The sequence below is a fragment of the Labilibaculum euxinicum genome (genome assembly GCF_009795715.1).
In the GTDB taxonomy this organism is placed as follows: Bacteria; Bacteroidota; Bacteroidia; order Bacteroidales; family Marinifilaceae; genus Labilibaculum; species Labilibaculum euxinus.
Genome location: NZ_WTCR01000001.1, coordinates 451957 through 475400, shown reverse-complemented (window position 1 = coordinate 475400; position 23444 = coordinate 451957). Strand labels below are relative to the sequence as shown.

General features: G+C 36.2%; 19 protein-coding genes, 4 tRNA genes and 1 other RNA gene. 14 read left to right on the top strand and 10 right to left on the bottom strand.

All coding sequences use genetic code 11. The features are described 5' to 3' along the window. Nucleotides 1-66 precede the first annotated feature (66 nt). Together GQR60_RS01885 and ppdK are read left to right on the top strand one after the other, a co-directional pair. Complete coding sequence (locus GQR60_RS01885) at nt 67-1080, top strand: dihydroorotate dehydrogenase-like protein (protein WP_124991290.1); 1014 nt, start codon at nt 67-69, stop codon at nt 1078-1080. Nucleotides 1081-1400: 320 nt separating this feature from the next. Next, on the top strand, nt 1401-4121 hold the full coding sequence (gene ppdK / locus GQR60_RS01880; RefSeq protein ID WP_124991289.1) for a pyruvate, phosphate dikinase: 2721 nt from the start codon (nt 1401-1403) through the stop codon (nt 4119-4121). Between the two features lie 283 nt (nt 4122-4404). On the opposite strand, the gene GQR60_RS01875 is transcribed toward ppdK, so the two are convergent. Beyond that, a complete protein-coding gene (locus tag GQR60_RS01875) occupies nt 4405-5688 on the bottom strand; it encodes an LVIVD repeat-containing protein (RefSeq protein WP_124991288.1) in 1284 nt (427 codons plus the stop codon). A gap of 152 nt (nt 5689-5840) precedes the next feature. On the opposite strand from GQR60_RS01875, the gene GQR60_RS01870 reads away from it, so the two are divergent. The 8 genes from GQR60_RS01870 (at nt 5841) to GQR60_RS01835 (ending at nt 15822) form a co-directional block, all read left to right on the top strand. Next, on the top strand, nt 5841-6614 hold the full coding sequence (locus tag GQR60_RS01870) for a hypothetical protein (protein ID WP_124991287.1): 774 nt from the start codon (nt 5841-5843) through the stop codon (nt 6612-6614). Nucleotides 6615-6821: 207 nt separating this feature from the next. Continuing rightward, nucleotides 6822-7244: a Holliday junction resolvase RuvX gene (gene ruvX / locus GQR60_RS01865; RefSeq protein ID WP_124991286.1), complete on the top strand. Its 423-nt coding sequence runs from the start codon at nt 6822-6824 to the stop codon at nt 7242-7244. A 37-nt stretch (nt 7245-7281) separates the two neighbouring features. Continuing rightward, on the top strand, nt 7282-7836 hold the full coding sequence (gene def / locus GQR60_RS01860) for a peptide deformylase (protein ID WP_124991285.1): 555 nt from the start codon (nt 7282-7284) through the stop codon (nt 7834-7836). A 178-nt stretch (nt 7837-8014) separates the two neighbouring features. Beyond that, on the top strand, nt 8015-9043 hold the full coding sequence (locus GQR60_RS01855) for a DUF6588 family protein (RefSeq protein ID WP_124991284.1): 1029 nt from the start codon (nt 8015-8017) through the stop codon (nt 9041-9043). 128 nt (nt 9044-9171) lie between these two features. After that, nucleotides 9172-11247 (top strand): ComEC/Rec2 family competence protein, encoded by a 2076-nt coding sequence (locus GQR60_RS01850; protein ID WP_124991283.1) that lies wholly within the window; start codon nt 9172-9174, stop codon nt 11245-11247. 169 nt (nt 11248-11416) lie between these two features. Further along, entirely contained in the window at nt 11417-12757 is a 1341-nt protein-coding gene (gene trkA / locus GQR60_RS01845; RefSeq protein ID WP_124991282.1) for a Trk system potassium transporter TrkA, read from the top strand. Nucleotides 12758-12867: 110 nt separating this feature from the next. Then, the gene (locus GQR60_RS01840; protein ID WP_124991281.1) at nt 12868-14316 is read left to right on the top strand and encodes a TrkH family potassium uptake protein; all 1449 of its coding nucleotides are present in this window, start codon (nt 12868-12870) and stop codon (nt 14314-14316) included. 168 nt (nt 14317-14484) lie between these two features. Further along, a complete protein-coding gene (locus GQR60_RS01835) occupies nt 14485-15822 on the top strand; it encodes a TrkH family potassium uptake protein (RefSeq protein WP_225441300.1) in 1338 nt (445 codons plus the stop codon). Between the two features lie 556 nt (nt 15823-16378). On the opposite strand, the gene GQR60_RS01830 is transcribed toward GQR60_RS01835, so the two are convergent. The 7 genes from GQR60_RS01830 to ffs form a co-directional block, all read right to left on the bottom strand. Beyond that, nucleotides 16379-16990, bottom strand: a complete 612-nt coding sequence (locus GQR60_RS01830; protein WP_124991279.1) for an L-threonylcarbamoyladenylate synthase — start codon at nt 16988-16990, stop codon at nt 16379-16381. Nucleotides 16991-17173: 183 nt separating this feature from the next. Beyond that, nucleotides 17174-17830: a fructose-6-phosphate aldolase gene (fsa, locus tag GQR60_RS01825; protein ID WP_101308812.1), complete on the bottom strand. Its 657-nt coding sequence runs from the start codon at nt 17828-17830 to the stop codon at nt 17174-17176. 166 nt (nt 17831-17996) lie between these two features. Beyond that, a tRNA-Thr gene (locus GQR60_RS01820) sits at nt 17997-18070 on the bottom strand. A gap of 91 nt (nt 18071-18161) precedes the next feature. Next, nucleotides 18162-18233, bottom strand: a tRNA-Thr gene (locus GQR60_RS01815). A gap of 37 nt (nt 18234-18270) precedes the next feature. Continuing rightward, a tRNA-Thr gene (locus GQR60_RS01810) sits at nt 18271-18344 on the bottom strand. An 88-nt stretch (nt 18345-18432) separates the two neighbouring features. After that, a tRNA-Thr gene (locus GQR60_RS01805) sits at nt 18433-18509 on the bottom strand. Nucleotides 18510-18539: 30 nt separating this feature from the next. Continuing rightward, nucleotides 18540-18636, bottom strand: an RNA gene (ffs, locus tag GQR60_RS01800) — signal recognition particle sRNA small type. 251 nt (nt 18637-18887) lie between these two features. Between ffs and GQR60_RS01795 the strand changes: the two genes are divergently transcribed. The 4 genes from GQR60_RS01795 to GQR60_RS01780 all read left to right on the top strand — a co-directional run bounded on the left by GQR60_RS01795 (nt 18888) and on the right by GQR60_RS01780 (nt 22266). Next, nucleotides 18888-19451, top strand: a complete 564-nt coding sequence (locus GQR60_RS01795) for a DUF4199 domain-containing protein (RefSeq protein ID WP_124991278.1) — start codon at nt 18888-18890, stop codon at nt 19449-19451. A 9-nt stretch (nt 19452-19460) separates the two neighbouring features. Then, complete coding sequence (locus GQR60_RS01790; RefSeq protein ID WP_124991277.1) at nt 19461-20408, top strand: glycosyltransferase family 2 protein; 948 nt, start codon at nt 19461-19463, stop codon at nt 20406-20408. Nucleotides 20409-20480: 72 nt separating this feature from the next. Further along, the gene (locus GQR60_RS01785) at nt 20481-21257 is read left to right on the top strand and encodes a class I SAM-dependent methyltransferase (RefSeq protein WP_124991276.1); all 777 of its coding nucleotides are present in this window, start codon (nt 20481-20483) and stop codon (nt 21255-21257) included. 1 nt (nt 21258) lies between these two features. Further along, nucleotides 21259-22266, top strand: a complete 1008-nt coding sequence (locus GQR60_RS01780) for a glycosyltransferase (RefSeq protein ID WP_124991275.1) — start codon at nt 21259-21261, stop codon at nt 22264-22266. Between the two features lie 55 nt (nt 22267-22321). On the opposite strand, the gene GQR60_RS01775 is transcribed toward GQR60_RS01780, so the two are convergent. Continuing rightward, nucleotides 22322-22855 carry a putative HlyD family type I secretion protein gene (locus tag GQR60_RS01775; protein WP_124991274.1) on the bottom strand — a complete coding sequence of 178 codons (534 nt, stop codon included), beginning with the start codon at nt 22853-22855 and terminating at the stop codon, nt 22322-22324. 87 nt (nt 22856-22942) lie between these two features. Continuing rightward, nucleotides 22943-23332 (bottom strand): GxxExxY protein, encoded by a 390-nt coding sequence (locus GQR60_RS01770; RefSeq protein ID WP_124991273.1) that lies wholly within the window; start codon nt 23330-23332, stop codon nt 22943-22945. Between the last annotated feature and the right edge of the window lie 112 nt (nt 23333-23444).

Here is a 23444-nt window from a genome sequence, read left to right as displayed (position 1 = left end):
TTGGTTGAATATATCAAGTCCATTTATTAAATTTAGTAAGAACAGAAATTTAAAATCGAAAATCATATGGCAAATTTAAACGTTGAATTCATGGGATTGCAACTTAAAAATCCCATAATTGTTGGAGCATGCACCCTTTCAGCTACCGTAGAAGGAGCCCGGGAATTGGAAAGAGCGGGAGCCGCAGCAATTGTTTACAAATCTCTTTTCGAAGAGCAAATTCAAATGGAACGAGCGCAATTAGCCGACGAACTTGATGAGTATACAGATAGAAATGCAGAGATGATCTCCATTTTCCCTGCAATTGAGCATGCTGGTGCCAAGGCTCATATCATGAGGTTGTCTGAAGTTAAGAAGGCGGTTAGTATTCCTGTAATTGCCAGCTTAAATTGTATTTACGATGTTACCTGGTTCGATTACGCCAAGCAATTGGAAGATGCCGGTGTGGATGCTTTGGAATTGAATTTTTACCAAATGCCGGGGACTGTAGATAAAACAGCCGCTCAATTAGAAGATGAGAAAGTGGAAATTGTTAAAACTCTTAAAAAGAGATTATCAATTCCCTTTTGTATCAAATTAAGTCCATACTATACAAATACATTGAATTTTGTAAATCGTTTAGATCAGGCTGGAGCTTCGGCTTTTGTGTTGTTTAATCGTTTATTTCAACCGGAAATTGATATTCATACAGAGCGTCATGTCACTAATTTTAATTTGAGTCATCAAGGGGATTATAAATTGGGATTGCGTTATGTTGGTTTGCTGTATAAGAAGATTGCCGGAGGATTGTGTGGTACCAATGGAATTTACACTTACGAAGATGTATTGCAAATGTTATTGAGTGGTGCCTGTATTGTTCAGATGGTGAGTGCACTGTACAAGAATGATCCTGCATACATAGCACAGATTCTTTCGGAACTGGAGCAGTGGATGGATAAAAAAGGATACAAAAGCATTGACGAATTCAGAGGTAAACTGTCCGATAATGAATTAAAAGCTTCTGATATTTATTACAGAGCACAATATTTGGATTTTATTCTTCATCCTGAAGAAATAATTAATAAGTATCCAATGAGATAAAGGTTTGATAATTTGATGAAACAGCCGATCAAAAGATCGGCTGTTTTTATGGAATAACCTTCCGTAAAAGAGTGTATAAATGTGCTGCAAACGTTTGAAAAATAAAAGTCTAAATCATTTGGAAAAAGACAGTTAGATTGTCAGTCCTTTACTTCCTTTTTAAAAAAAAGAACACTACTTTTGTGTACAATTTTCAGGGCGTATTATTGAATAATGTCTTGAAAATTTATGTTTTTGAAGATTATAAGTTAATATATAATTGTTATTGAATGCTTTAATTTATTGCATGAAAATAACATTAAAACTAAAAAGCGATAATTATGAGTACTAAGTACGTTTATACTTTTGGTGACGGTAAGGCCGAAGGTAAAGCAGACATGAAGAATTTGCTTGGAGGTAAGGGTGCTAACCTTGCTGAAATGAACCTAATTGGTGTTCCTGTACCTGCAGGTTTCACTATCACTACTGAAGTTTGTACTGATTACAACAATCTTGGAAAAGATGCTGTTGTAGCAATGATTAAAGAACAAGTTGAAGCTGCTGTGAAAGATACAGAAGTTGCAATGAACGCTAAATTCGATGCTAAAGATGGTTCGTTTCCATTATTGGTATCAGTTCGTTCTGGTGCTCGTGCTTCTATGCCAGGTATGATGAACACTGTTCTAAACCTTGGTATGAATGATGATACCGTGAAAATTGTTGCTGAAAAATCAGGTAACGAAAAATTTGCTTACGATTCATATCGTCGTTTCATTCACATGTACGGTGATGTAGTTATGGGTGTTGAGGCTGAAGAAGGTCATCACAACCCATTCGAAGTTGTTTTGGATGAGTTAAAAGCAGCTAAAGGATATAAAGTTGATACAGAATTAACTGTAGAAGACCTTAAAAATCTTGTTGAAGGTTACAAAGCAGTAGTTCGTGAGCACGCTGGTGTTGATTTCCCTACTAATCCTTGGGATCAACTTTGGGGTTCTGTTTGTGCTGTATTCGATTCCTGGAATACTGAAAGAGCTATTCTTTACCGTAAAATGGAAAACATCCCTTCTGAGTGGGGTACTGCTGTAAATGTACAAGCTATGGTATATGGTAACATGGGTGATACTTCTGCTACAGGAGTTTGTTTCTCTCGTGATGCTGCTACTGGTGAAGACCAATTCAACGGTGAGTATTTGATCAATGCACAAGGTGAAGATGTTGTGTCTGGTGTTCGTACTCCTCTTGAGATTACTAAAGTTGGTTCATTGCGTTGGGCTGAGCGTAACGGTACTTCTGAAGAAGTTCGTCAAGCTGAATTCCTTTCTATGGAAGAAGCTATGCCTGAATTATATAACGAATTGAATACAATTCAACAAAAATTAGAAGATCATTATTCAGATATGCAGGATATGGAGTTCACCATTCAGGATGGTAAACTTTGGATGTTGCAAACACGTAATGGTAAACGTACTGGTGCAGCTATGGTAAAAATGGCTGTTGATATGTTAGCTCAAGGTATGATTGATGAGAAAACTGCAATCTTACGTCAGGAGCCTAACAAATTGGATGAATTACTTCACCCTGTATTTGAGCAATCAGCTATTGATGCTGCAAAAGAACTTTCTAAAGGTCTTCCAGCTTCTCCAGGTGCTGCTACTGGTCAAATCGTATTCTCTGCTGAAGTTGCTGAAGAGTGGGCTGCTGCAGGTAAAAAAGTAATTTTAGTACGTCGCGAAACTTCTCCAGAAGATTTGAAAGGTATGTACGCTGCTGAAGGTATTTTAACAGAACGTGGTGGTATGACTTCTCACGCTGCTGTTGTTGCTCGTGGTATGGGTAAATGTTGTATTTCTTCTGCTGCTGGTGTTTTGGTAACAGGAAAATCAATGACTATCAATGGAGTTGATTTTAAAGAAGGTGATTTTATCTCATTGAACGGTACTACCGGTAAAGTTTACGAAGGTAAAGTTGCAACTATCACTCCTTCATTAGATGGTGATTTTGGTAAATTGATGGACGTTGCAGAGAACAACACTCGTATGTACGTTCGTACTAACGCTGATACTCCTGCTGATGCTAAAGCTGCCCGTGAATTCGGAGCTAAAGGTATTGGTCTTTGTCGTACAGAGCATATGTTCTTCGAAGGCGATAAGATTTGGAAAATGCGTGAGATGATTCTTGCAGAAAATGTGGAAGGTCGTAAAGCTGCCTTGGCTAAATTGCTTCCTGTTCAACGTGAAGATTTCTCTGGAATTTTGGGAGCTATGGACGGTTTTGGTGTAACTATCCGTTTACTGGATCCACCATTGCACGAGTTTACTCCTAACGATGAAGCTTCTCAAATTGAAATGGCTGAAAAATTAGGTATCGATGTATCTATCGTGAAAGCAAAAGTTGAGTCTCTACACGAATTCAACCCAATGTTAGGTCACAGAGGTTGTCGTTTAGGAAATACATATCCTGAAATCACTGAAATGCAGGCTCGTGCTATTATCGAAGCTGCTTGTGATTTGAAAGCTAAAGGAAAAGATCCTAAGCCAGAGATCATGGTTCCATTAATCGGAACTTTGAAAGAATTCCAAATGCAGGAAGCTATCATCAGAGAAACTGCAGCTGCTGTTTTCGCTGAGAAAGGTGTGAAAGTGGATTTCTTAGTAGGTACTATGATTGAGATTCCTCGTGCTGCTCTTACTGCGGATGCAATTGCTGAATATGCTGAATTCTTCTCTTTCGGAACCAATGACCTGACTCAAATGGGATTTGGTTATTCTCGTGATGATGCTGGTAAATTCTTACCTATCTATATTGAAAAAGGAATCTTGAAAAATGATCCTTTCCAAGTATTAGATCAAGAAGGTATCGGACAATTGGTACGTATGGGTTGTGAAAAAGGAAAATCTACTCGTCCAGATATCAAATTAGGTATTTGTGGTGAGCATGGTGGTGAGCCATCTTCTGTTGAGTTCTGTAACTCAGTAGGTATGGATTACGTTTCTTGTTCTCCTTTCCGTGTGCCTATTGCACGTTTAGCTGCTGCTCAAGCAAACTTGAAGCAAAACTAAGAGAATTATATTCTCAATATATAGAAAGGTTGTCCCTCGGGGCAGCCTTTCGTGTTTTATGGTATCCTTATTGTGATATTTATTTACAAGTCAAGCCAGTCATCCTCTGGCCATACCTAGTCGCCATTGTTAATTTGTGACTTGATTCTGAAAGAACTGATTTGTAAAATGAGTTTTGATATTAATTTGGTGTAATTCAGCAAGTAAAATGCTCAGGTTCATCAATAAAAAGAAAAGCTTGCCTCAAATGAAGCATGCTTAGTTGTTTATTGAAGTTAATGGTTTAATCTAATTTTGGAGCAATAGTAATAAAACTAAGCAATTGAATGTTATTGATATCCGAGTAATCGTATTGGAACAAGCCTTCCGGAGATATCAAAACTAAAATTGAACCCAAGGGAATAACGTCATAAGGAGTCATGTCAGAGTACACTTTCACTAAATTGGAACCTAAGTTTAAGGGATCCGAAGCATCGTAAATTTTCAATCCGGCAGTTCCGTCGCAAACAAACAACATATCATCATCAATACCCAATCCGTACGGATTTTCCATACTGTATGATTTTAGCAATGTGGGAGCAGTGATGTCACTCAAGTCGACAACATCTAGCTGACTGGTATTTTGTCCGCAAAAATTTCCTGCACGAAGTGTGATGTATGCCAAATCATTGTGCACCACCACAGGGTCGCAACTCATAAAATGAGAATATTGTGAAACGAATTGTGGTGCAAATGGGTTTGTGATATCGAAAATATACATTCCATTTCTAGCTCCTATATATAGGTTTGATTCATAGACAAATAATGTTTCCATTCCCCAGCCAACGTTTAGTGTGCCGTTTTTCGATATTTGATCCGGATTAGAGATATCAAACAATCGAAGTGATGAGCTGGAGTCAAGCGTATAAAGAGTGTTCGAATTTATCATGAATTTAGCCATAGAGCCGGCTTTTCCTGTTCCTCCAGCGGAGGCTTTTGCACCATTCGACATAGATGCTTCTGAGAACATGATATCATCATAGTAAGGATAGTATTTAGGCTCTACGTACTTTTCGCTGATTCTTTTCACTTTCCAACCAACTACGACACCTTTTTCTGGATCAATTTGCCCAATTTGATAATTATTGTCGGTTGGTGGTAATGAAAACGGGAAAATATCGGCGAATCGTTTTTCTATTGAAATGGTATTGATATCACTGATATCTATAGCTATTAAATCGGTGTAGGAGTCAGCATAAAGAATATCATCTTTTATGGCCATGTCGATGTTCCCCGGAATAGAAATGAATTTTGAGTTTATTGGTTTTGTAGGATCTGAATTATCGATAACATGAATTCCTTCGAATTTCTCATTTACTAAAATATAATCCTGATAGAAATAGATTTTTCCGGTAACCAACATTTCCTTGGCACTTTCTGTCTTAACAGCATTCTTAAATTCCTCAGTTGGCATATAGACTGGTTCATTTATTGTGTATTCATGCTCTAATTTATCTTCGCAAGACCAAATTCCTGCACATAATAAAATAAGCACCGATAGGAAGGTGAAATATTTTGTAGTTTTCATGTGAATTTATTTAAAATCGATTTAGTGGTTTGTTTTATTTCATGATGCAAATAGATTCAGAGGGTTGCGTTCTTCTATTTCATTTTTATTGTTTTATTCAACGCAACCATTACCGTGATGCATCATCAATAAAAAAAAACAAAACCATGATTATGAAGACTCCTAACGTATTAATTAAGCCAATTTTAATAATGGCTCTTGTTATATTATCTGTTGCCGGAACAATGGCACAGAGAAATGTAGATGTAGTTACCTTAAAAAATGGTAATGTTCTGAAAGGAAAAATTGTCAGACAAGTTCCTGGTCAATTTATTGAACTGGAAACCAGAGATAAGAATTTTTGGCAGTTCGATATGGAAGATATTTCGGATATACGCTTTGAGGCTAAAAGAATGCAAAAAACGGCTAAGGATAGTCTTCCCATGAAGAATGAGGGAATGTTTTATGAAGTTCGTATGGGGGCACTGGTTGGAAATAACGATAATAAAAACAATGCTCCTTTTAGTGTGTTACTATCTGGAAGCTACTTGTTTAAGAGTGGAGTGTCTTTTGGAATAGGTGGTGGCTATGAAGCGTATGATGAGGCACAAATGCCTTTGTTTGGAGAGGTTAAATACCATTCCAAGATTAAAGGAGTTAAAGCCTTTTTGTATTGTCAGTCGGGATATTCTTTTTCGTTAGATAATATTGATGGTCAAAGCTATTATTACATTACTAATGAAGATATCGATTCGAAGGGCGGTTGGTTGATTAATCCCGGAATTGGTTTTGTGTTAGGAAATAGCTCTAAAACTAATTTTACTTTAAATATTGGTTATCGCTATCAGAAAATGGAGCACAAATGGCACAATACTTACTCGGATGATACGGAATATTTAAAACAGGAAATTAATCGACTTTCTATTCATGTTGGTATAATTTTCTAAAAAAGTACTCTGGATTTGAATTGTTTCGGAGATTGTATTTACTTTCAAAAATAAAATCAGGATGAGTCCTGATTTTTTTTATTTAGTTCTATGGATGGTAGATTTTTTCTCTATATAAGCTTCACTGCTCTTCATTTTTGTAGAAATAGATAAAATTTAATCAGTTTCTTATATCTTTGTAATTCAAAATTAGTTTAAATAAGAAATTTGGCACGAATTGTAGCGATTGATTACGGAAGGAAAAGGGTTGGGCTGGCTGTTACAGACCCATTTCAGATTATTGCAAACGGTTTGGATACTGTTGCAGCAAAAGATGTATTGACTTATTTGGAGAAATATTTTCAGACAGAAGAGGTTGAATGCATTGTTGTAGGCTATCCAAAGCAAATGAATAATGAGGATAGTGAATCTGTAAAATATCTAAAACCTTTTTTGGGGCAATTGAAAAAGAAGTTTCCCGAAATACCAATCGAATTGGTAGATGAACGGTTTACCTCTAAAATTGCTTTTCAAACCATGATTGATGGTGGTTTAGGAAAAAAGGCAAGAAGAGATAAAGCGATGATTGATAAAGTGAGTGCTGCTATTATATTGCAATCGTATATGGAAACCAAAAGGAATCTGTTTTAGGATTTATTTGGATTTAGATAATTAGAGAGAGAAAAGAATGATTTTACCGATTACCATTTACGGTCATCCTGTTTTAAGGAAGGTCGCTAAAGATATTGATAAGGATTATCCTGAATTGCAGAAATTTATGGATGATATGTGGCAAACCATGTATTTTGCCGATGGAGTTGGATTAGCAGCTCCACAAGTTGGGCGGTCAATAAGAATGTTTGTGCTCGACTGTTCTTCTTTTGCCGAAGATGAACCCGAATTGGAAGGTTTTAAGAAAATGTTCATTAATGCGAAAATTACTGAACGTACGGGAGAGGAATGGTCTATGTCTGAAGGATGTTTAAGTATTCCTGGCATAAATGAGGATGTTATTCGTCCTGAAACCATTAAAATTGAGTATTACGATGAGAATTGGGAATTTCATGAAGAGGAGTACTCAGGATATGCAGCCCGGGTTATTCAACATGAATACGATCACTTGGACGGAATCTTGTTTACAGATCATTGTGCACCTTTAAAAAAGAGGCTCTTAAAAGGAAAGTTAACAGGTATATCGAAAGGGATTTTTAAAGCTAAATATCGATTTACACTCGCAAAATAATTTCAAAACCTTACCATTTCGGTAGGTTTTTTTTTATTTGGAAACGGTTTGTTTATATTTTTAGGGAAATCCTGAAAATAGGTGTTGTGCTGCAGAATATTTATAATTTAATTAAACAAATACTAGAAACCTCCGTATTAGCAGATGTTGACTGATAAACTAACTTAAATCTCTTAGGATGAAAAAATTATTACTACTACTTATTTTTCTTGTTCCATTTTTAGGTAAATCCCAGGATATTGAACAATTCTTATTGGCAGGAACAGAAGACGCATCTAAATTGACTGAAAATTATGTGAATCCGGTTGCTAAAGGTTTTATGTACGGATTAAATAATGGTTGGTATTCAACTGGTCGAACTCACAAGAAATTAGGCTTTGATATCACTTTTGTTGCCAATTTGGCAAAGGTTCCGGGAAAAGACGAAGTGTTTCAATTTGTTGCAAGTGATTACAATAATATTAGTCTAAAAAGTGGGGGAAATTCTGCTCAAATTCAAACTTTAATGGGAGGAAATAATAATGAAACTTTGCTTGCCAGAATTGAATCAGGTGATGGAAGTTTTGATGTTGCTGAATTTAGTGTTCCTGATGGTATTGGCAGTGATTTACCCATGAATGCAGTTCCAACGGCTACATTGCAGGTAGGTATTGGAATTCCTGGAATTGATGCCGATTTAAAATTGAGATACCTTCCTAAAGTCGGATCATCAGACTTAGAAGTTGGAATGTTTGGTATTGGAATTCAGAAAAGCTTAACGAAAATCTTGAAAATTGATAAAACTCCGGTGGATGTTTCCGCACTGATCGCTTATACAAAACTGACCTCAGAATATGATATTCAAGGAGATTCAGGTTTTGACGGAAAGGGTCAGTTGATGGAATTTACAACCAATGCCTATACAATTCAGGCAATTGCTTCGGTGAATTTAAAATTGATTGAGTTTTATGGTGCAGTTGGTTACAATACAGCAAAAATGGATGCAGACATTAAGGGAACATATAAATTAGAATATACTGATGTGAATACAAACATTAGTGGCGATGCCGGTACTTTAGTCGATCCGGTTTCTGTTGATTTTAAAGCAAGCGGTGTAAGAGCAACCATTGGAACTCGATTAAATCTGGGTTTCTTTAAAATTTTCGGAGATTATACTCTTCAAGAATACAATACGGTTACTGCAGGAATTGCATTCAGTTTCAGATAATTTTTTTGAATGTATTGCAGCTTTCTGTTTATTAGATAAATAAGTCCTTGTTCCTGTGAAGTGAACAGGGACTTTTGTTTTTTAAGAAGATTAGTGTTAAATTCAATTAACCATAAATTGAATTATTAATGACTTTTAGAGAGTTGCTCCGTCAAAATCCTTTTCTTCGGCTTTTACTTCCATTGGTGTGTGGAGTTATTTTGTCTGATATTGTTAGTATCCCTCAAATTTTAAATTGGATTTTGGTTCTGTTTGGTCTTTTGGGAGTTGTTCTTTTTGCATTAAGTGAGAAACTCCGTAAATCATATTCATTACGCAGTTTATTTGGGCTTTTTATATTTATTCTGTGTTTTGGATTTGGAAATATCCGTTACAATGACATTCAGTCCCAAATGTATCTGCCCATTTCAAAATCTAAAATTATTTTAAAGGGTAGGGTGCTGGATACACCTGCAGAGAAGGGCAGGAGCTTTGCTTTTGTATTGGATGTTCAGAGTATTAAAGTTTCAGATAAGTGGCAAAATGTGTTGGGTAAAACAATGATTTACCTTCAAAAGGACACGAAGGCCAGGGAACTTGGAATAGGTGATCTGCTTGTACTAAAAACTGAACTTCAAAGAGTAAAAAACGCTGGTAATCCGCATGAATTTGATTATGCATCTTATCTTAAAACTCAACACATTTTGTATTCTGCCTACGCCGACTCTTTATCATGGAAACAGATAGGAAATGCTTCTGATTTTTCAATTAAAGTGATGGCTTCAAAATGGAGGGATCATTTATTATCGATTTACCGAAGAAATGGAATGCAAAATGAGAGTTTTGACATTCTGGCAGCCCTTACATTAGGATACAAAACCGGAATGGATCCGGAAATTAAAAGAACTTGGGGTGATGCCGGCGCAATGCATGTTCTGGCGGTTTCCGGCTTACATGTTGGGATTATTTATATGATTATGAATTATTTGATTCGGTTTTTAGCTCGTTTCAAATACGGACGTTATTTGCAGGGTATTCTTCTTTTACTAACGCTCTGGACTTATGCACTTTTAACTGGAATGTCCCCATCGGTGATGAGATCAGCAACCATGTTTAGTTTTATTGTGATTGGAAAAGCACTTAAAAGAGACGGAAGTATTTATAATTCCTTAGCTATATCGGCATTTTTTCTGTTATTAATTGATCCTTTTTTACTGTTTACAGTGGGTTTTCAGTTCTCGTATCTGGCAGTTGTAAGTATTGTGTTTTTTCAACCTCAGTTCGATAAACTTCTTTATATAGGAAATCCAATTTTGAAAAAGTTGTGGCAACTCACGACGGTTTCATTGGCTGCACAAATTGGAACATTCCCCTTGGCTGTTTATTACTTCCATCAGTTTCCATCTTACTTTTTACTTTCCGGATATGTCGTAATAACTATGGCAGGGATACTTATTTATCTCTCTGCATTATTGCTTATTCTGTCTCCAATTGGAATTCTTTCCGAAGGTTTAGGGTGGATATTGCGAAATCTTGTTGAAGGAATGAATTTTCTGATTGTAAAAATTCAAGCTCTGCCAGGTTCGGTTATTAGAGAATTATCCTTAAGCCAATATCAATTGTTGTTTACTTATTTTCTTCTCTTTTCATTGATTGCGCTTTTGTCATTTAAACGAAAAAAAGCTGTTTATGCATTTGTAGTTATTTTAATTGGCATTCAATTACCAATTACAATTCGAATTTTTCAGATTCCTAAAAATGAAATGCTGGTTTTTAATTCCAAAGGGCATAGTGTTATTGGTTTTGTTGAGGGAAGCAAAGGATTGTTCTTGGTTGATGGGAAAATGTCATCAGAAATAAGTGATAGAATAATTCAACCTTTTGTTCTGAAGGAAAATATTAATAAAATAAGCTTTGATACATTAAGACCTATCGATATTAAGTTGGTGGGTAAAGATGTTGTTGCCATAATCGGAAAAAGGGATAATAATTTGGAGAAAATATTAAAATTAATTCAGCCAGACTATATTATTTTGCGTTTGGGAGGTTTGCAATCTAAAAAAATGATAACAAAAGAATTTCCAAATTGTAAAATGATACTTGATGCTTCAATTTATAGCGGAGACCGTAAAAAATATCTTTCAAAGGAAAACGAGGGAGAAACGAATCTTTTTGATGTACAGAATAATGGAGCTTATTTTTGTGTTTTGTCAACTGTGAATTAACTTTCATCATTGAAAGAAAAGCTTTCGGATTCCCTCTTTGATTTCATAAAGTCTTTTGGTAATTTAGAGAGCTTGGCTAATTAATAATTTTTAACAAATAGCTTTAGATTTTGCTTGATTATGTGTTAATTTGCCGCTTCGAATTCCATTTATTTAACGGAACAAAGTTATGAAGATTGTAATTGCTGGCGCAGGGGCAGTAGGAATACACTTGGCGAAAATGCTGAGTAATGAAGATCATGATATTATCTTATTGGATAGTGATGAAGAGAAATTAAAGGAGATTGATTCCCATCTGGATTTATTAACCATTGTAGGGTCAAGTTCATCACTAAATGATCTTAAAGAAGCTCGGGTCAAAAAAGCAGATCTTTTTATTGCTGTAACTCAATCAGAGGAGACCAATATAACGTCATCTATTCTTGCTAAAAAGTTGGGTGCTATTCGAACAATTGCCCGTATTGATAATCAAGAATATTTGATTCCTGAAAATAAAGAATACCTTAAAAGTTTGGGAATTGATGAATTGATTTATCCGGAGCGATTGGCTTCAAAAGAGGTAATAAGTTATTTATCCAGATCGGGAACAAGACAATTGTATGAGTTTTCAGGAGGTAAACTTCTTTTGTATGGAATAAAAATAAGCAGCAAGTCAGTATTTATGGATAAAACCATGGCTGAAGTTGCTGAGATGACTGCTGATTTGGATTTTAGAGCCGTTGCCATAAAACGTGAGGATGTAACGATCATCCCAAGAGGGCACAATCGTTTTTCCCGCGGCGATTTAGTTTTTGTGGTAAGCAAACCCGATGCAATGGAGCGGGTGATGAGTCTTGCCGGAAAAGAGAAATATGAAATTAAAAATGCGATGATTTTGGGAGGTAGTCGTATTGGTCAGAAAACAGCGATGGAACTGGGCAAGAAGATGAATCTTAAATTGATAGAAATTGATAAAGATAAAAGCTTAAAACTTGCAGATTTACTTCAGGATACATTAGTTATTAACGGTGATGGCCGTGATAAGGAATTGCTGAAAGAAGAAGGGATTCACAAAATGGATGCCTTCGTTGCTGTTACAGGAAATTCGGAAACGAACATTTTAGCTTGTTTGTTGGCTAAAAAAATGGGGGTGAAGAGAACCATTGCGGAGGTAGAAAATATTGATTATATCGATTTGGCTGATAATATTGGTGTTGGTACCATGATTAATAAAAAATTATTGGCTGCCAGTTATATCTATCGATTTACAATGGATGCCGATGTTCAACATTGTAAATGGCTGACTGTTTCGGAGGCTGAGGTTATTGAATTGGTGGCTAAGCCCGATTCCAAAATTACCAGAGGTATATTAAAAGATATGGATTTTCCTGATGATGCCAATATTGGTGGAATTATAAGGGAAGATAAAGGTATTATTGCAACAGGTGAAACTCAAATTCAGGCTAATGATAAGGTTGTTGTGTTTACTCTTCCGTCTGCAATTAAAAAAGTTGAGAAGTTCTTCAAATAATAGTACTAAGAGCCGAATTTAATAAATTCAGGCTCTTTTTTATCTTTTTACAGAACGAATTTTAAACAATATTTTTCCTTTTTGGAAATTGTAAAATAAGCTGGTTCGAAATGCTCAACTGGAAATTTGTTTTTTATGTGATGTCGGTTTTAATGATCGTGGAAAGCTTTTTCCTGATTATTAGTTCCGCAGTAGCCCTTTTATATGGAGAGGGTGATTTTATATACTTTGTACAATCGGCGGGTATTTGCTTTATATTTGGGGGCATTGTATATCTATATACCCGGGGTTGCAGCAGAGATATTGGTAAACGGGAAGCATTTTTGGTTGTAAGCTTGGTTTGGGTTGTCTTCTCTGTCTTTGGAGCATTTCCTTTCCTTTTGGGTGGCTATATCCCAAATTTCACCGATGCTTTTTTTGAAACCATATCTGGCTTTACCACTACCGGTGCTTCAATTGTGAATGATATAGAAGCCTTACCTCATGGCATCTTATTTTGGAGATCTTTGACTCATTTATTAGGAGGAATGGGGATTTTGGTGTTGACTGTTGCTGTTTTACCCGTTTTTGGAATTGGAGGAATGGCTATGTTTAATGCTGAGGCCGCAGGTATTACTACTGATAAATTACACCCGCGTATTAAAGAAACAGCGCAACGTCTTTGGGGTATATATATGCTTTTGGTTGCAGTCGAAACCTTATTTTTGGTGTTTGGAGAAATGGATTTGTTTGATGCTGTTTGTCATTCATTCGGAACATTAGCTTCAGGTGGGTTTTCTACTAAAAATTCGAGTATTGCTAATTATTCTCCTTACATCCAGTATGTGATTATTGTATTTATGTTTTTAGCCGGGGTAAATTTTACCCTTCATTACTTTGCAATAAAAGGAAGGTTGAAAAAGGTCTGGAAGAATGAGGAATTTAGAGTATATACCGGTTTAATTATATTGGTAACAAGTATAATTACTTTGACCTTGGTCTATTTGGATCACGGGCCCTTCGAGAAATCATTTCGTGATGCTTTATTTCAAGTTACTTCAATAATTACAAGTACAGGTTTTGTAAGTGCTGATTACACACAATGGCATCCATATTTGGTGTTTCTCATTTTTGGCTTGATGTTTACAGGCGCTTGTGTTGGTTCTACATCGGGGGGAGTTAAAATTCTTCGCCATTTACTTCTCTTCAAAAACAGTATACTGGAATTTAAGCGAATGATTCATCCTTCGGCAGTATTACCGGTTCGTTATAATAAAGAAATGGTGGGACAGGATGTGATTTCTAAAATTCTGGCTTTTGTTATTTTGTACATAATGGTTTTTTTTATTGGTTGTTTTGCGATGACACTAATTGGTTTGGATCTAATTTCGGCTATGGGTGCAGTGGCAACAACTATGGGAGGAATTGGTCCTGGATTAGGAGTTGTTGGCCCCATGAATAATTTTGCTTCAGTACCGGAAGCAGGTAAATGGATACTTTCATTTTTAATGATATTAGGTAGATTAGAGTTGTTCACCTTTTTAATTATTTTTATTCCTTCTTTTTGGAAGAATCAATAGATATTATTAAAAAAAGCCTTAGAATTATATCTTTGGTTAAATATTAAGGCAATCAAAGTGGTAAAGCACAAAATAATACTAAATATTCTTGGTAAACTCCTGATTGGGGAAAGCCTCTTCTTGTTTCTGTCACTGTTGGTTTCGCTGTTGTATCAAGAATCTGATAGTATGGCTTTCGTGAAGTCTGGTCTGATTACTTTTACTGTTGGCGGCATGAGTTATATGCTTTCAAAAGGTGTTGGAAAAGACCTTGGGAAACGAGAAGGCTATATTATTGTAAGCATTGTTTGGGTGGTTTTTTCAATATTTGGATGTTTGCCATATCTTTTTAGCGGTGCTATTCCGTCGGTTACAGATGCTTTTTTTGAAACAATGTCTGGTTTCACAACTACTGGTTCTTCTATACTTAATAATATTGAAGAATTGCCTCATGGGATTCTTTTTTGGCGATCACTTACTCAATGGATGGGTGGAATGGGGATCATTGTGATGTTTCTTGCAATACTTCCAACTTTGGGGATAGGAGGACGAGAATTGTTTATCGCAGAAGTCCCGGGTCCTGCACCTGATAAATTAACTCCCAGAATTAAAGAGACTGCTCGCAATTTATGGGGATTATACATTCTGTTTACCTTCGCTGAAACGATTCTGCTTTTTATTGGAGGAATGAATTTTTTTGATGCAATTAACCACTCGTTAACAACTATGGCAACAGGTGGTTATTCAACCAAACAAGCCAGTGCGGGATTTTTTACATCCCCATATCTGCAATATGTTATTATCTTTTTCATGTTTGTTGCCGGAACAAACTTTACCCTTGCTTATGCGATGGTAACGGGAAAAGCTACAAAGGTGTTTAGGGATGAGGAGTTTCGTTTTTACGCATTGGTAGTTCTGTTGTTTACTGGTATTATTACACTTGTTTTGGTTGTAGGAGATAATTTTGGACTCGAACGTGCATTTCGCGATAGTTTGTTTACGGTAGTTTCAATTATAACCACAACAGGTTATGCAACTGCCGATTATTTGCTTTGGACACCATTTTTAGGAATGTTGGTTTTTGTATTGTTCTTTGTTGGAGGGTCAGCTGGATCAACAGGAGGAGGAGTAAAAGTAGTGCGGATTTTATTGCTTTTTAAAAACAGTTTTTACGAACTAAAACGTTTGGTGCATCCAAATGCAGTAATTCCAATTCGTTACAATGGACATGTCGTAGATCAAAAGACAGTTACCAACATTCTGGCGTTTTTTGTTTTTTATATTATCATTTTCATGATCTCCTCAATATTAATGTCTTTATGGACTCCTGATATTTATTCAGCATTTAGTGCTGTAGCAACAACGCTTGGTAATATTGGTCCTGGATTTGGTGAGGTTGGGCCAATGGAAAATTTCTTTCACTTACCTGCATTGGCAAAATGGTTTTTATCCTTTTTAATGCTGCTTGGTCGATTGGAATTATTTACAGTGCTAATATTATTTTCTCCTTCTTTTTGGAAACATTAAGCATTTGAACAGCAGAATTATTTTGGTTATACAATTATCAATATATTATGTTTGTTGCGGGCTATTTTGGTAAGTCTGTTAATGTAATTTTTGTGTTTGAAAATCATCTGTTCGTGTAAGAATTTGAATGCTTTAACATGTTTTTTTGCAATTATTTTGTTTAATATTGATCAATATTTCGTCTTATTCATTTTGAATAACATTACAATTAAAAATTTATGAAGAACATTACAGAGTACAATCATCTAATTGAGAAAGAGATGGCAAAATACAGGCAGATACGCGGAAAATTCTTGAGCAATTTGAAAATAAATTTAACAAGGGAAGTATTGTTGCAACTCACCATTTTAACAATGCAAGTCCGGAGTTAATAAGTTTGGTAAAATCAGAGCTCGAAGAAGTGGGATTCAGACCCGAACTGATAGGTAATAAGCCAGATGGTCATGTAGCGCTTCGCGTTAGTTTGCTCAGATCATCAGAGATTGCAGCTTCCAGATAATTACTAAAAACAATGCCGTCAATATTCAGTTGATGGCATTGCTTTTTAAGTTTGGTTTTATAGTATTAACTCAGCAATTCCTGGTCGGATAATTTCAAAGGAATCAGTAGTACAGTCAACAATTGTAGAAGCAGTGTTTCTGCCGTAACCTCCATCAATAACAAGATCAACTTGTTTGCTGTATTTCTCATGAATTAATTCAGGATCGGTGGTGTATTCAACAACTTCATCCGGATCATGAATTGAAGTAGTTAGTATTGGATTCCCTAATTCCTCAACAATACTTATCGGGATGTAATGATCAGGCACACGAATACCAACAGTTTTCTTTTTACTCTTGAATAATTTAGGAACATTACTACTTGCCTGTAGAATAAATGTGAAGGCTCCAGGTAAATTTTTCTTCATCATTTTAAAGGTTGTATTGTCTACTTTGGCGTATTCCGACAGGTTGCTTAAACTACTGCATATTAAGGAAAAATTTGCTTGTTCAGCATTTATTCCTTTTAAATTAGCAATCTTCTGTATGGCCTTATTATTGTTTATGTCACAGCCAATGGCATAGACGGTATCAGTTGGGTAGATGATAATTCCGCCATCCTTTAAAATATCAGCAATTTTCCTGAATTCCCGATGGTTGGGGTTGTCAGGATACAATTTTAAAAGCATTTGTAGTGGTTTTGGGTTATTACGGATGATAAAGATAAAAGATTCTTTGAAATAGCTAATGTACTGATGCCTATTTATTTTGCCGCTTGAAAAGGAAAGAGGTTGGAGTACTGCCGGATTGGGATTTGATACAAACAAAAAAGGAGTGCCGAAGCACTCCTTTTTTATAATATCATCTAATGTTTAACCATTTAGTTTGTTGTAATCAGCAAGGAATTGCTCCAAACCTTTATCGGTTAAAGGGTGATTTAGCAGACCTGTAATGGCACTAAGCGGACTGGTTGTAACATCAGCACCAGCTTCGATACATTGAACCATGTGCATGGTGTGACGAACTGAAGCAGCCAGAACCTGAGTTTCGAAACCATAGTAGCTGTTCATATCTACAATTTGACGAATTAAGTCAATACCATCAGTACAAATATCATCTAAACGGCCAACAAAAGGAGATACATATGTTGCTCCCGCTTTAGCTGCCAACAATGCCTGACCTACTGAGAATATCAAGGTACAGTTAGTTCTGATATCCTGTGAGCTTAGGTATTTTACTGCTTTAATACCATTTTTGGTACAAGGAACCTTCACAACAATTTGTGGATGAAGAGCGGCTAATTCCAAGCCTTCAGAAATCATTCCTTCAAAATCGGTTGCAATAACCTCAGCACTTACATCACCATCTACAATTTCGCAAATATCAACATAGTGCTTTTTGATGTTTACTTCCCCTTTAATCCCCTCCTTAGCCATAAGAGATGGGTTAGTGGTAACGCCGTCAAGGATTCCTAAATCCTGCGCTTCTTTAATCTGATCAAGATTTGCTGTGTCGATAAAAAACTTCATTTTACGATTTTTAGTTTGTTATTTGTTCAAAACGAAAATACACTAATTTCTTTTACATACAAAGAATAGCATATGTTTTGAACTCAAGAAATAAAACATATAGACGCGAAACTATTTTCGCATCATAGAGATTCGAAAAACATGAAGTTGGTGGGGGTAAAAAAAGAGCCGATGGAGGGATTCGAACCCACGACCTGCTGATTACAAATCAGCTGCTCTGACCAACTGAGCTACATCGGCGTTTTGTTATTTTTAGAAGGTAAAACGATCCTTCAAATAATCTTGTAAAGAACGAAAACAAGCCCGGAAGCTTTCTTTATAGTTTTAATTGAGCCATTGATGAGAATTGAACTCATGACCTCTTCCTTACCAAGGAAGCGCTCTACCCCTGAGCTACAACGGCAGTAACAAAATAAAAGGAGATCATCTTCCTTAAATTGAGCCGATGGAGGGATTCGAACCCACGACCTGCTGATTACAAATCAGCTGCTCTGACCAACTGAGCTACATCGGCGTTTTGTTACTTTTTTGAAGGCTAAACGACTCTTCAAATAATCTTGTAAAGAACGAAAGAAAGCCCGCAAGCTTTCTTTTAATTTTATTGGAGCCGATAGGGGGATTCGAACCCGCGACCTGCTGATTACAAATCAGCTGCTCTGACCAACTGAGCTATATCGGCATTTTTATACAAATAATTAAAGTATAAAAAGTGGGTAAACAGCTACGTCGCACTGCTTCGACCACCTACCCTTGCTGCCTTCCGACCCTGGGGGGATTCAGTAGGAGCTAGTCGCATAGTGCTTACCCGACGACAAAAGTAGAAAAATCCTGATTCCTCGCAAACAAATTATGCAACTTCTTATCTAAATTTTAGGTGGTGAATAGCCAATGGTTTTATTCTCAGAGAAATAATTTTTTTTAAAAACGATGTTTTTTTTCAGGAAGCATTCATTTTGGATATAAACAATGAGCAATTGAAATCAGAATTAAGCTTTTTTGAGTACGGCTTTCTTGTAAAAACGGATATCTTTGTGCTCGAAAAACAAATTTATCTTTCATGCAGATTTTTAAAAATTCATTACTTAGACACACTTTTCTTTTTGGGGCATTGGTTGGAGGAGCACTAATTTTAGCGGCCTTTGTGGTTTACCTAAAAGATTTATCGGTTAATTTTGATCCGAATCTTCGATCCATAAATCTATTTTTAATAGTTAGCGGGATCTTTTTTGGCGTGAAAAAATATCGCGATGATGAATTGGGTGGTGCAATTAGCTATGGTAAGGCATTAGCAACCGGAGTTCTTATTATAGGATTTGCATCTATGTTTTATTCCATTTTCATTTATGTTTTAACAAGTTTTTTTGATACGGCTATTATTAAAGAAGCTATAATTTTTCTGGAAAAGGGCCTGCATGAAATGGGATATCAGCAAAAAGATATCGATTTGCTGATGGGAATCTATAAGAATATCACACCTGGATTATTTGCTTTTGGACAGTGGTTCAGTAAAGCATTGTCAGGGCTGCTTTTTTCTCTTATTTTGGCCTTTTTCTTTCGTCAGAATAGAAATTTGTTTAATAAGAACTCTATTGATAAATTTAACGAATCGAATAATCAGTAAAATTTCAATATGGATATCTCCGTTGTAGTTCCTTTGTATAATGAGGAAGAATCGCTTCCTGAATTACTGGCCTGGATTGATCGGGTGATGCAGGCAAATAGTTTTAGCTATGAGGTTGTTTTAGTTGATGATGGAAGTAATGATACTTCCTGGACTGTGATAGAGGATTTACAAACTAAGTATTCTTCTGTTAAAGGAATTAAATTCCGACGAAATTACGGGAAATCGGCAGCGCTTTTTAGCGGATTTGAAATTGTTAAAGGCGATGTTGTTATAACTATGGATGCAGACCTTCAGGATTCTCCGGATGAGATTCCGGAACTGTACCGTATGATAAAGGAAGAGGATTTCGATTTGGTTTCAGGATGGAAACAGAAGCGTTACGATCCAATTTCCAAGACAATTCCAAGTAAATTTTTTAATAGAACAGCAAGAGCCATGTCTGGTATTAAACTGCACGATTTTAATTGCGGTTTAAAAGCCTATAAGAAAAAGGTTGTGAAAAGTGTTGAGGTGTATGGCGAAATGCACAGATACATTCCAATTTTGGCTAAAGAGGCGGGTTTTGTTAAAATTACTGAAAAAGTAGTGCAGCATCAGGAACGAAAATATGGTGTAACCAAGTTTGGTTTGAGTCGCTTCATCAATGGTTTTCTCGATTTATTATCCATTAGTTTTATCAGCAAGTTTGGTAAAAAGCCAATGCACTTTTTTGGATTGCTGGGAACATTAATGTTTCTGGTCGGTTTTTTTGCTTCTGCGTGGATTGGCGCTCAGAAACTGTATAGCATGAGTTTAGGAGAAATAGCCCCCCGCGTAACCAACAGTCCGTACTTTTTTATTGCATTAACAACAATGATTATTGGAACTCAGTTGTTCCTTACCGGATTTATAGCTGAATTGGTAAGTCGCAGCTCATCAGAGCGCAATACCTACCAAATCGAAAAAGAAATTTAAATAATCAGTGAATGTGTAAAAACTGATAGCTGTTTACTGATAGCTGTTTACTGATAACTGTTTACTGGAAAAATGATAAAGAGAATCATTCGAATTTTACTGCAAATATTTCCTCGTCCGATTTTGATTCGAATGAGTCTGATAATAAATCGTATGCTTGCCGTATTTCTTATTGGAAATAAAGTTGAATGTCCGGTATGTGGCGGGCATTTTCGTAAATTTCTTCCTTACGGATACACTAAATCCTCGGGGCGTGATAATGTTTTGTGTCCGAAATGCCTTTCTTTGGAACGTCATCGGTTAATGTGGTTGTATCTAAATGAAAAGACAGAGTTTTTCACGAAGGAACTTAAGGTTCTGCACATAGCTCCCGAACAATGCTTTTACAAGCGGTTTAGAAAGTTGCCTAATTTGGATTATACCACAGCTGATTTGGAATCTCCCATTGCTGATGTGCATTTTGATGTGCAGAAAATCCCCTTTTCCGAAGCATCATACGATGTGGTGATCTGCAACCATGTTTTGGAGCACGTAACAGATGATGCAAAAGCCATGAGTGAGATTTACCGTGTGTTAAAACCTGAAGGATTTGCCATTTTGCAAGTTCCTATGGACACCAAAAATCCGTTAACGATGGAAGATCCAACGGTTACCGATCCCAAGGAGAGGGAAAGACTGTACCGTCAAAAAGATCATGTTCGTTTGTACGGATTAGACTATGCCGATAAATTGTCCAAAGTGGGATTTTCTGTTTCCCAATCTCAGTATGCAAAAGAAATTTCTTCCGATTTGGCCGAAAAGTATCGCTTGCCAATGAATGAAATTTTCTATTTCAATCAAAAACGATAAGATGACCGAAGAAATTAAATTTTCAATTATTATTCCGGTGTACAATCGTCCGGATGAGATGAAAGAATTGCTGGATAGTTTATCCGAGCAGACTTTTAAAGATTTTGAATTGGTGGTGGTTGAGGATGGTTCATCGATAAAAAGTGAGGAGCTTTGTGATACGTACCGCGATCGAATACATATATCGTATTTCTACAAACAAAACGAAGGACCCAGCATTGGGCGTAACTACGGATTGGCCAGAGCAAAAGGGAATTATTATCTATTTTTTGATTCCGATTGTATTCTTCCTCCTCAATACATGCAGACCATTCATAAGGAGCTAAGTGAGAATTTTGTGGATTGTTATGGTGGCCCCGATGGCGCGATGGACGATTTCTCGGATTTCCAGAAAGCGGTTTCCTATGCCATGACTTCCTTTTTCACCACCGGAGGCATTCGGGGAGGGAAGAATCAGGTTCACAAATTTCATCCGCGTAGTTTTAATTTGGGCTTTTCGAAAGCTGTTTATGCAGATACTGGTGGATTTCCGGTAACTACCATGCATCCGGGCGAAGATATGGTTTTTGCCATAGAGGTAATTAAGCGTGGTTTCGAAACTCGTTTGGTGCACGAAGCGTACGTGTTTCACAAGCGGAGGGTTTCCTTTAAAAAATTCTACAAACAGGTTTTCGGATTTGGAAAAACCCGCTACATCATCTCAAAACATTACCCGGAAACCTTCAAAATCTTCTTTCTGTTTCCATCTTTGTTCGCAATTGGGACAATTGGAGCATTAGTTTTAGGAATAGCTGTTCACCGAATTTTTGCATTTCCAGTTCTTTTGTACGCTTTCCTTGTGTTTGCTGATGCACTCACGAAGCACAAATCGTTTGCCATTGCAATAAAAGCGCTTGCCGCAAGTTTTGTACAGCTCTTCGCTTATGGCATCGGATTTATGGATGCCGTTTGGAAACACAAAGTTTTGGGGAAAGATGAGTTTGGAGTATTTGGGAAAGGGTTTTACTAGAGCTGAACACGAAATAATACGGATTTTTACAGATTTGCTTAGTATATCTGTGTCATCAGCGTTCTTTTGATTTAAAAACACTGACAATCGGAGAGAGTAATTTTTCAAGCAATCTGTGTTCTCCAATTGTTATTTTTGCATTCCCTTTCAGGTTTGGATAAAATGGAATGCATTTGTTTTGAGTGCTTTTCATTCCATTGATTAATGTTGCTTTTACAATAAAATAGCTTTTTTCATTCGTTTCTAATGGGGTAGGGAATACCTGAGAGACTTCTCCTTTTAGCAAACCAAAATTATTTGCAGGATAACCTTCCAGTTCAATATTTACTTTTTGTCCTGATTTTATCTTTCCAATAAAATGATAGGGCAAGTTGATATTTGCGAAATAGAGAGAGCTTGAATCGGAGTGCAAATGCGCAGCCCCTTTTAGAGTATCCGGGTAACGAAAAAAGTAGCTGCCAGTCAAAAGAATCATTACAACTATAAATAATGTGGTTATTCCACTCCGAATTATCCGTGAAGGGATTTGCCCTATGATATTTCTTACCTTTTCACTCCTTAGTTCTATATTATCTTTTTGCTCTGCCATATCTTTCACTTTTAATGGAACACGAATAGCACTGATTAAACAGATTTCCACGAATTTTTTAATTGATTTTTAGGTAATAAATTCGTACTATTCTTGCCCTATTGTTTTTCGGTCGTTGGTAAATATTTTTCTTCTGAATTGTGGTTCTTTTCCAAAGTTGAGTAGTAAGCCTACTTCAATATTGGTTGCTTTTAGATAATTGATCAATTGGCATTCATGGTCATAACATAAATTTTCAGCAGCTTTTAATTCTATAATAACTCTGTTTTCTACAATAATATCTGCAAAGTATTCTCCAACTTGTTTGCCATCGTAAAACACTTTAATTCGTTCTTGTTGCTTACAAAACAAAGCCTGTTTGTGTAATTCTAAACACATTGCGTTTTCATAAACCTTTTCAAGAAATCCATAACCTAATGTGTTGTACACTTTATAGTAGGCTTTGATGATTTTGTTTGTTATTTCTTTTTCGAGCATAGATTAAAGATAAAAATGATGGAGCACTAACAATATTGATTAAACAGGTTTCTACAAATCTTTTTATTAGAACACAAATTACACAGACAATACGAATTAACACGAATCTTTT

Coding starts and splice junctions, on each gene's coding strand:
- GQR60_RS01885 (WP_124991290.1), top strand. CDS start 67: ATGGCAAATTTAAACGTTGAATTCATGGGATTGCAACTTAAAAATCCC.
- GQR60_RS01780 (WP_124991275.1), top strand. CDS start 21,259: ATGACCGAAGAAATTAAATTTTCAATTATTATTCCGGTGTACAATCGT.
- GQR60_RS01830 (WP_124991279.1), bottom strand. CDS start 16,990: ATGCTTTTAAAATTGTATCCTGACAACCCCAACCATCGGGAATTCAGG.
- def (WP_124991285.1), top strand. CDS start 7,282: ATGATTTTACCGATTACCATTTACGGTCATCCTGTTTTAAGGAAGGTC.
- GQR60_RS01770 (WP_124991273.1), bottom strand. CDS start 23,332: ATGCTCGAAAAAGAAATAACAAACAAAATCATCAAAGCCTACTATAAA.
- GQR60_RS01855 (WP_124991284.1), top strand. CDS start 8,015: ATGAAAAAATTATTACTACTACTTATTTTTCTTGTTCCATTTTTAGGT.
- GQR60_RS01835 (WP_225441300.1), top strand. CDS start 14,485: ATGGCTTTCGTGAAGTCTGGTCTGATTACTTTTACTGTTGGCGGCATG.
- fsa (WP_101308812.1), bottom strand. CDS start 17,830: ATGAAGTTTTTTATCGACACAGCAAATCTTGATCAGATTAAAGAAGCG.
- GQR60_RS01795 (WP_124991278.1), top strand. CDS start 18,888: ATGCAGATTTTTAAAAATTCATTACTTAGACACACTTTTCTTTTTGGG.
- GQR60_RS01875 (WP_124991288.1), bottom strand. CDS start 5,688: ATGAAAACTACAAAATATTTCACCTTCCTATCGGTGCTTATTTTATTA.
- GQR60_RS01785 (WP_124991276.1), top strand. CDS start 20,481: ATGATAAAGAGAATCATTCGAATTTTACTGCAAATATTTCCTCGTCCG.
- GQR60_RS01850 (WP_124991283.1), top strand. CDS start 9,172: ATGACTTTTAGAGAGTTGCTCCGTCAAAATCCTTTTCTTCGGCTTTTA.
- ppdK (WP_124991289.1), top strand. CDS start 1,401: ATGAGTACTAAGTACGTTTATACTTTTGGTGACGGTAAGGCCGAAGGT.
- GQR60_RS01870 (WP_124991287.1), top strand. CDS start 5,841: ATGAAGACTCCTAACGTATTAATTAAGCCAATTTTAATAATGGCTCTT.
- GQR60_RS01840 (WP_124991281.1), top strand. CDS start 12,868: ATGCTCAACTGGAAATTTGTTTTTTATGTGATGTCGGTTTTAATGATC.
- trkA (WP_124991282.1), top strand. CDS start 11,417: ATGAAGATTGTAATTGCTGGCGCAGGGGCAGTAGGAATACACTTGGCG.
- GQR60_RS01775 (WP_124991274.1), bottom strand. CDS start 22,855: ATGGCAGAGCAAAAAGATAATATAGAACTAAGGAGTGAAAAGGTAAGA.
- GQR60_RS01790 (WP_124991277.1), top strand. CDS start 19,461: ATGGATATCTCCGTTGTAGTTCCTTTGTATAATGAGGAAGAATCGCTT.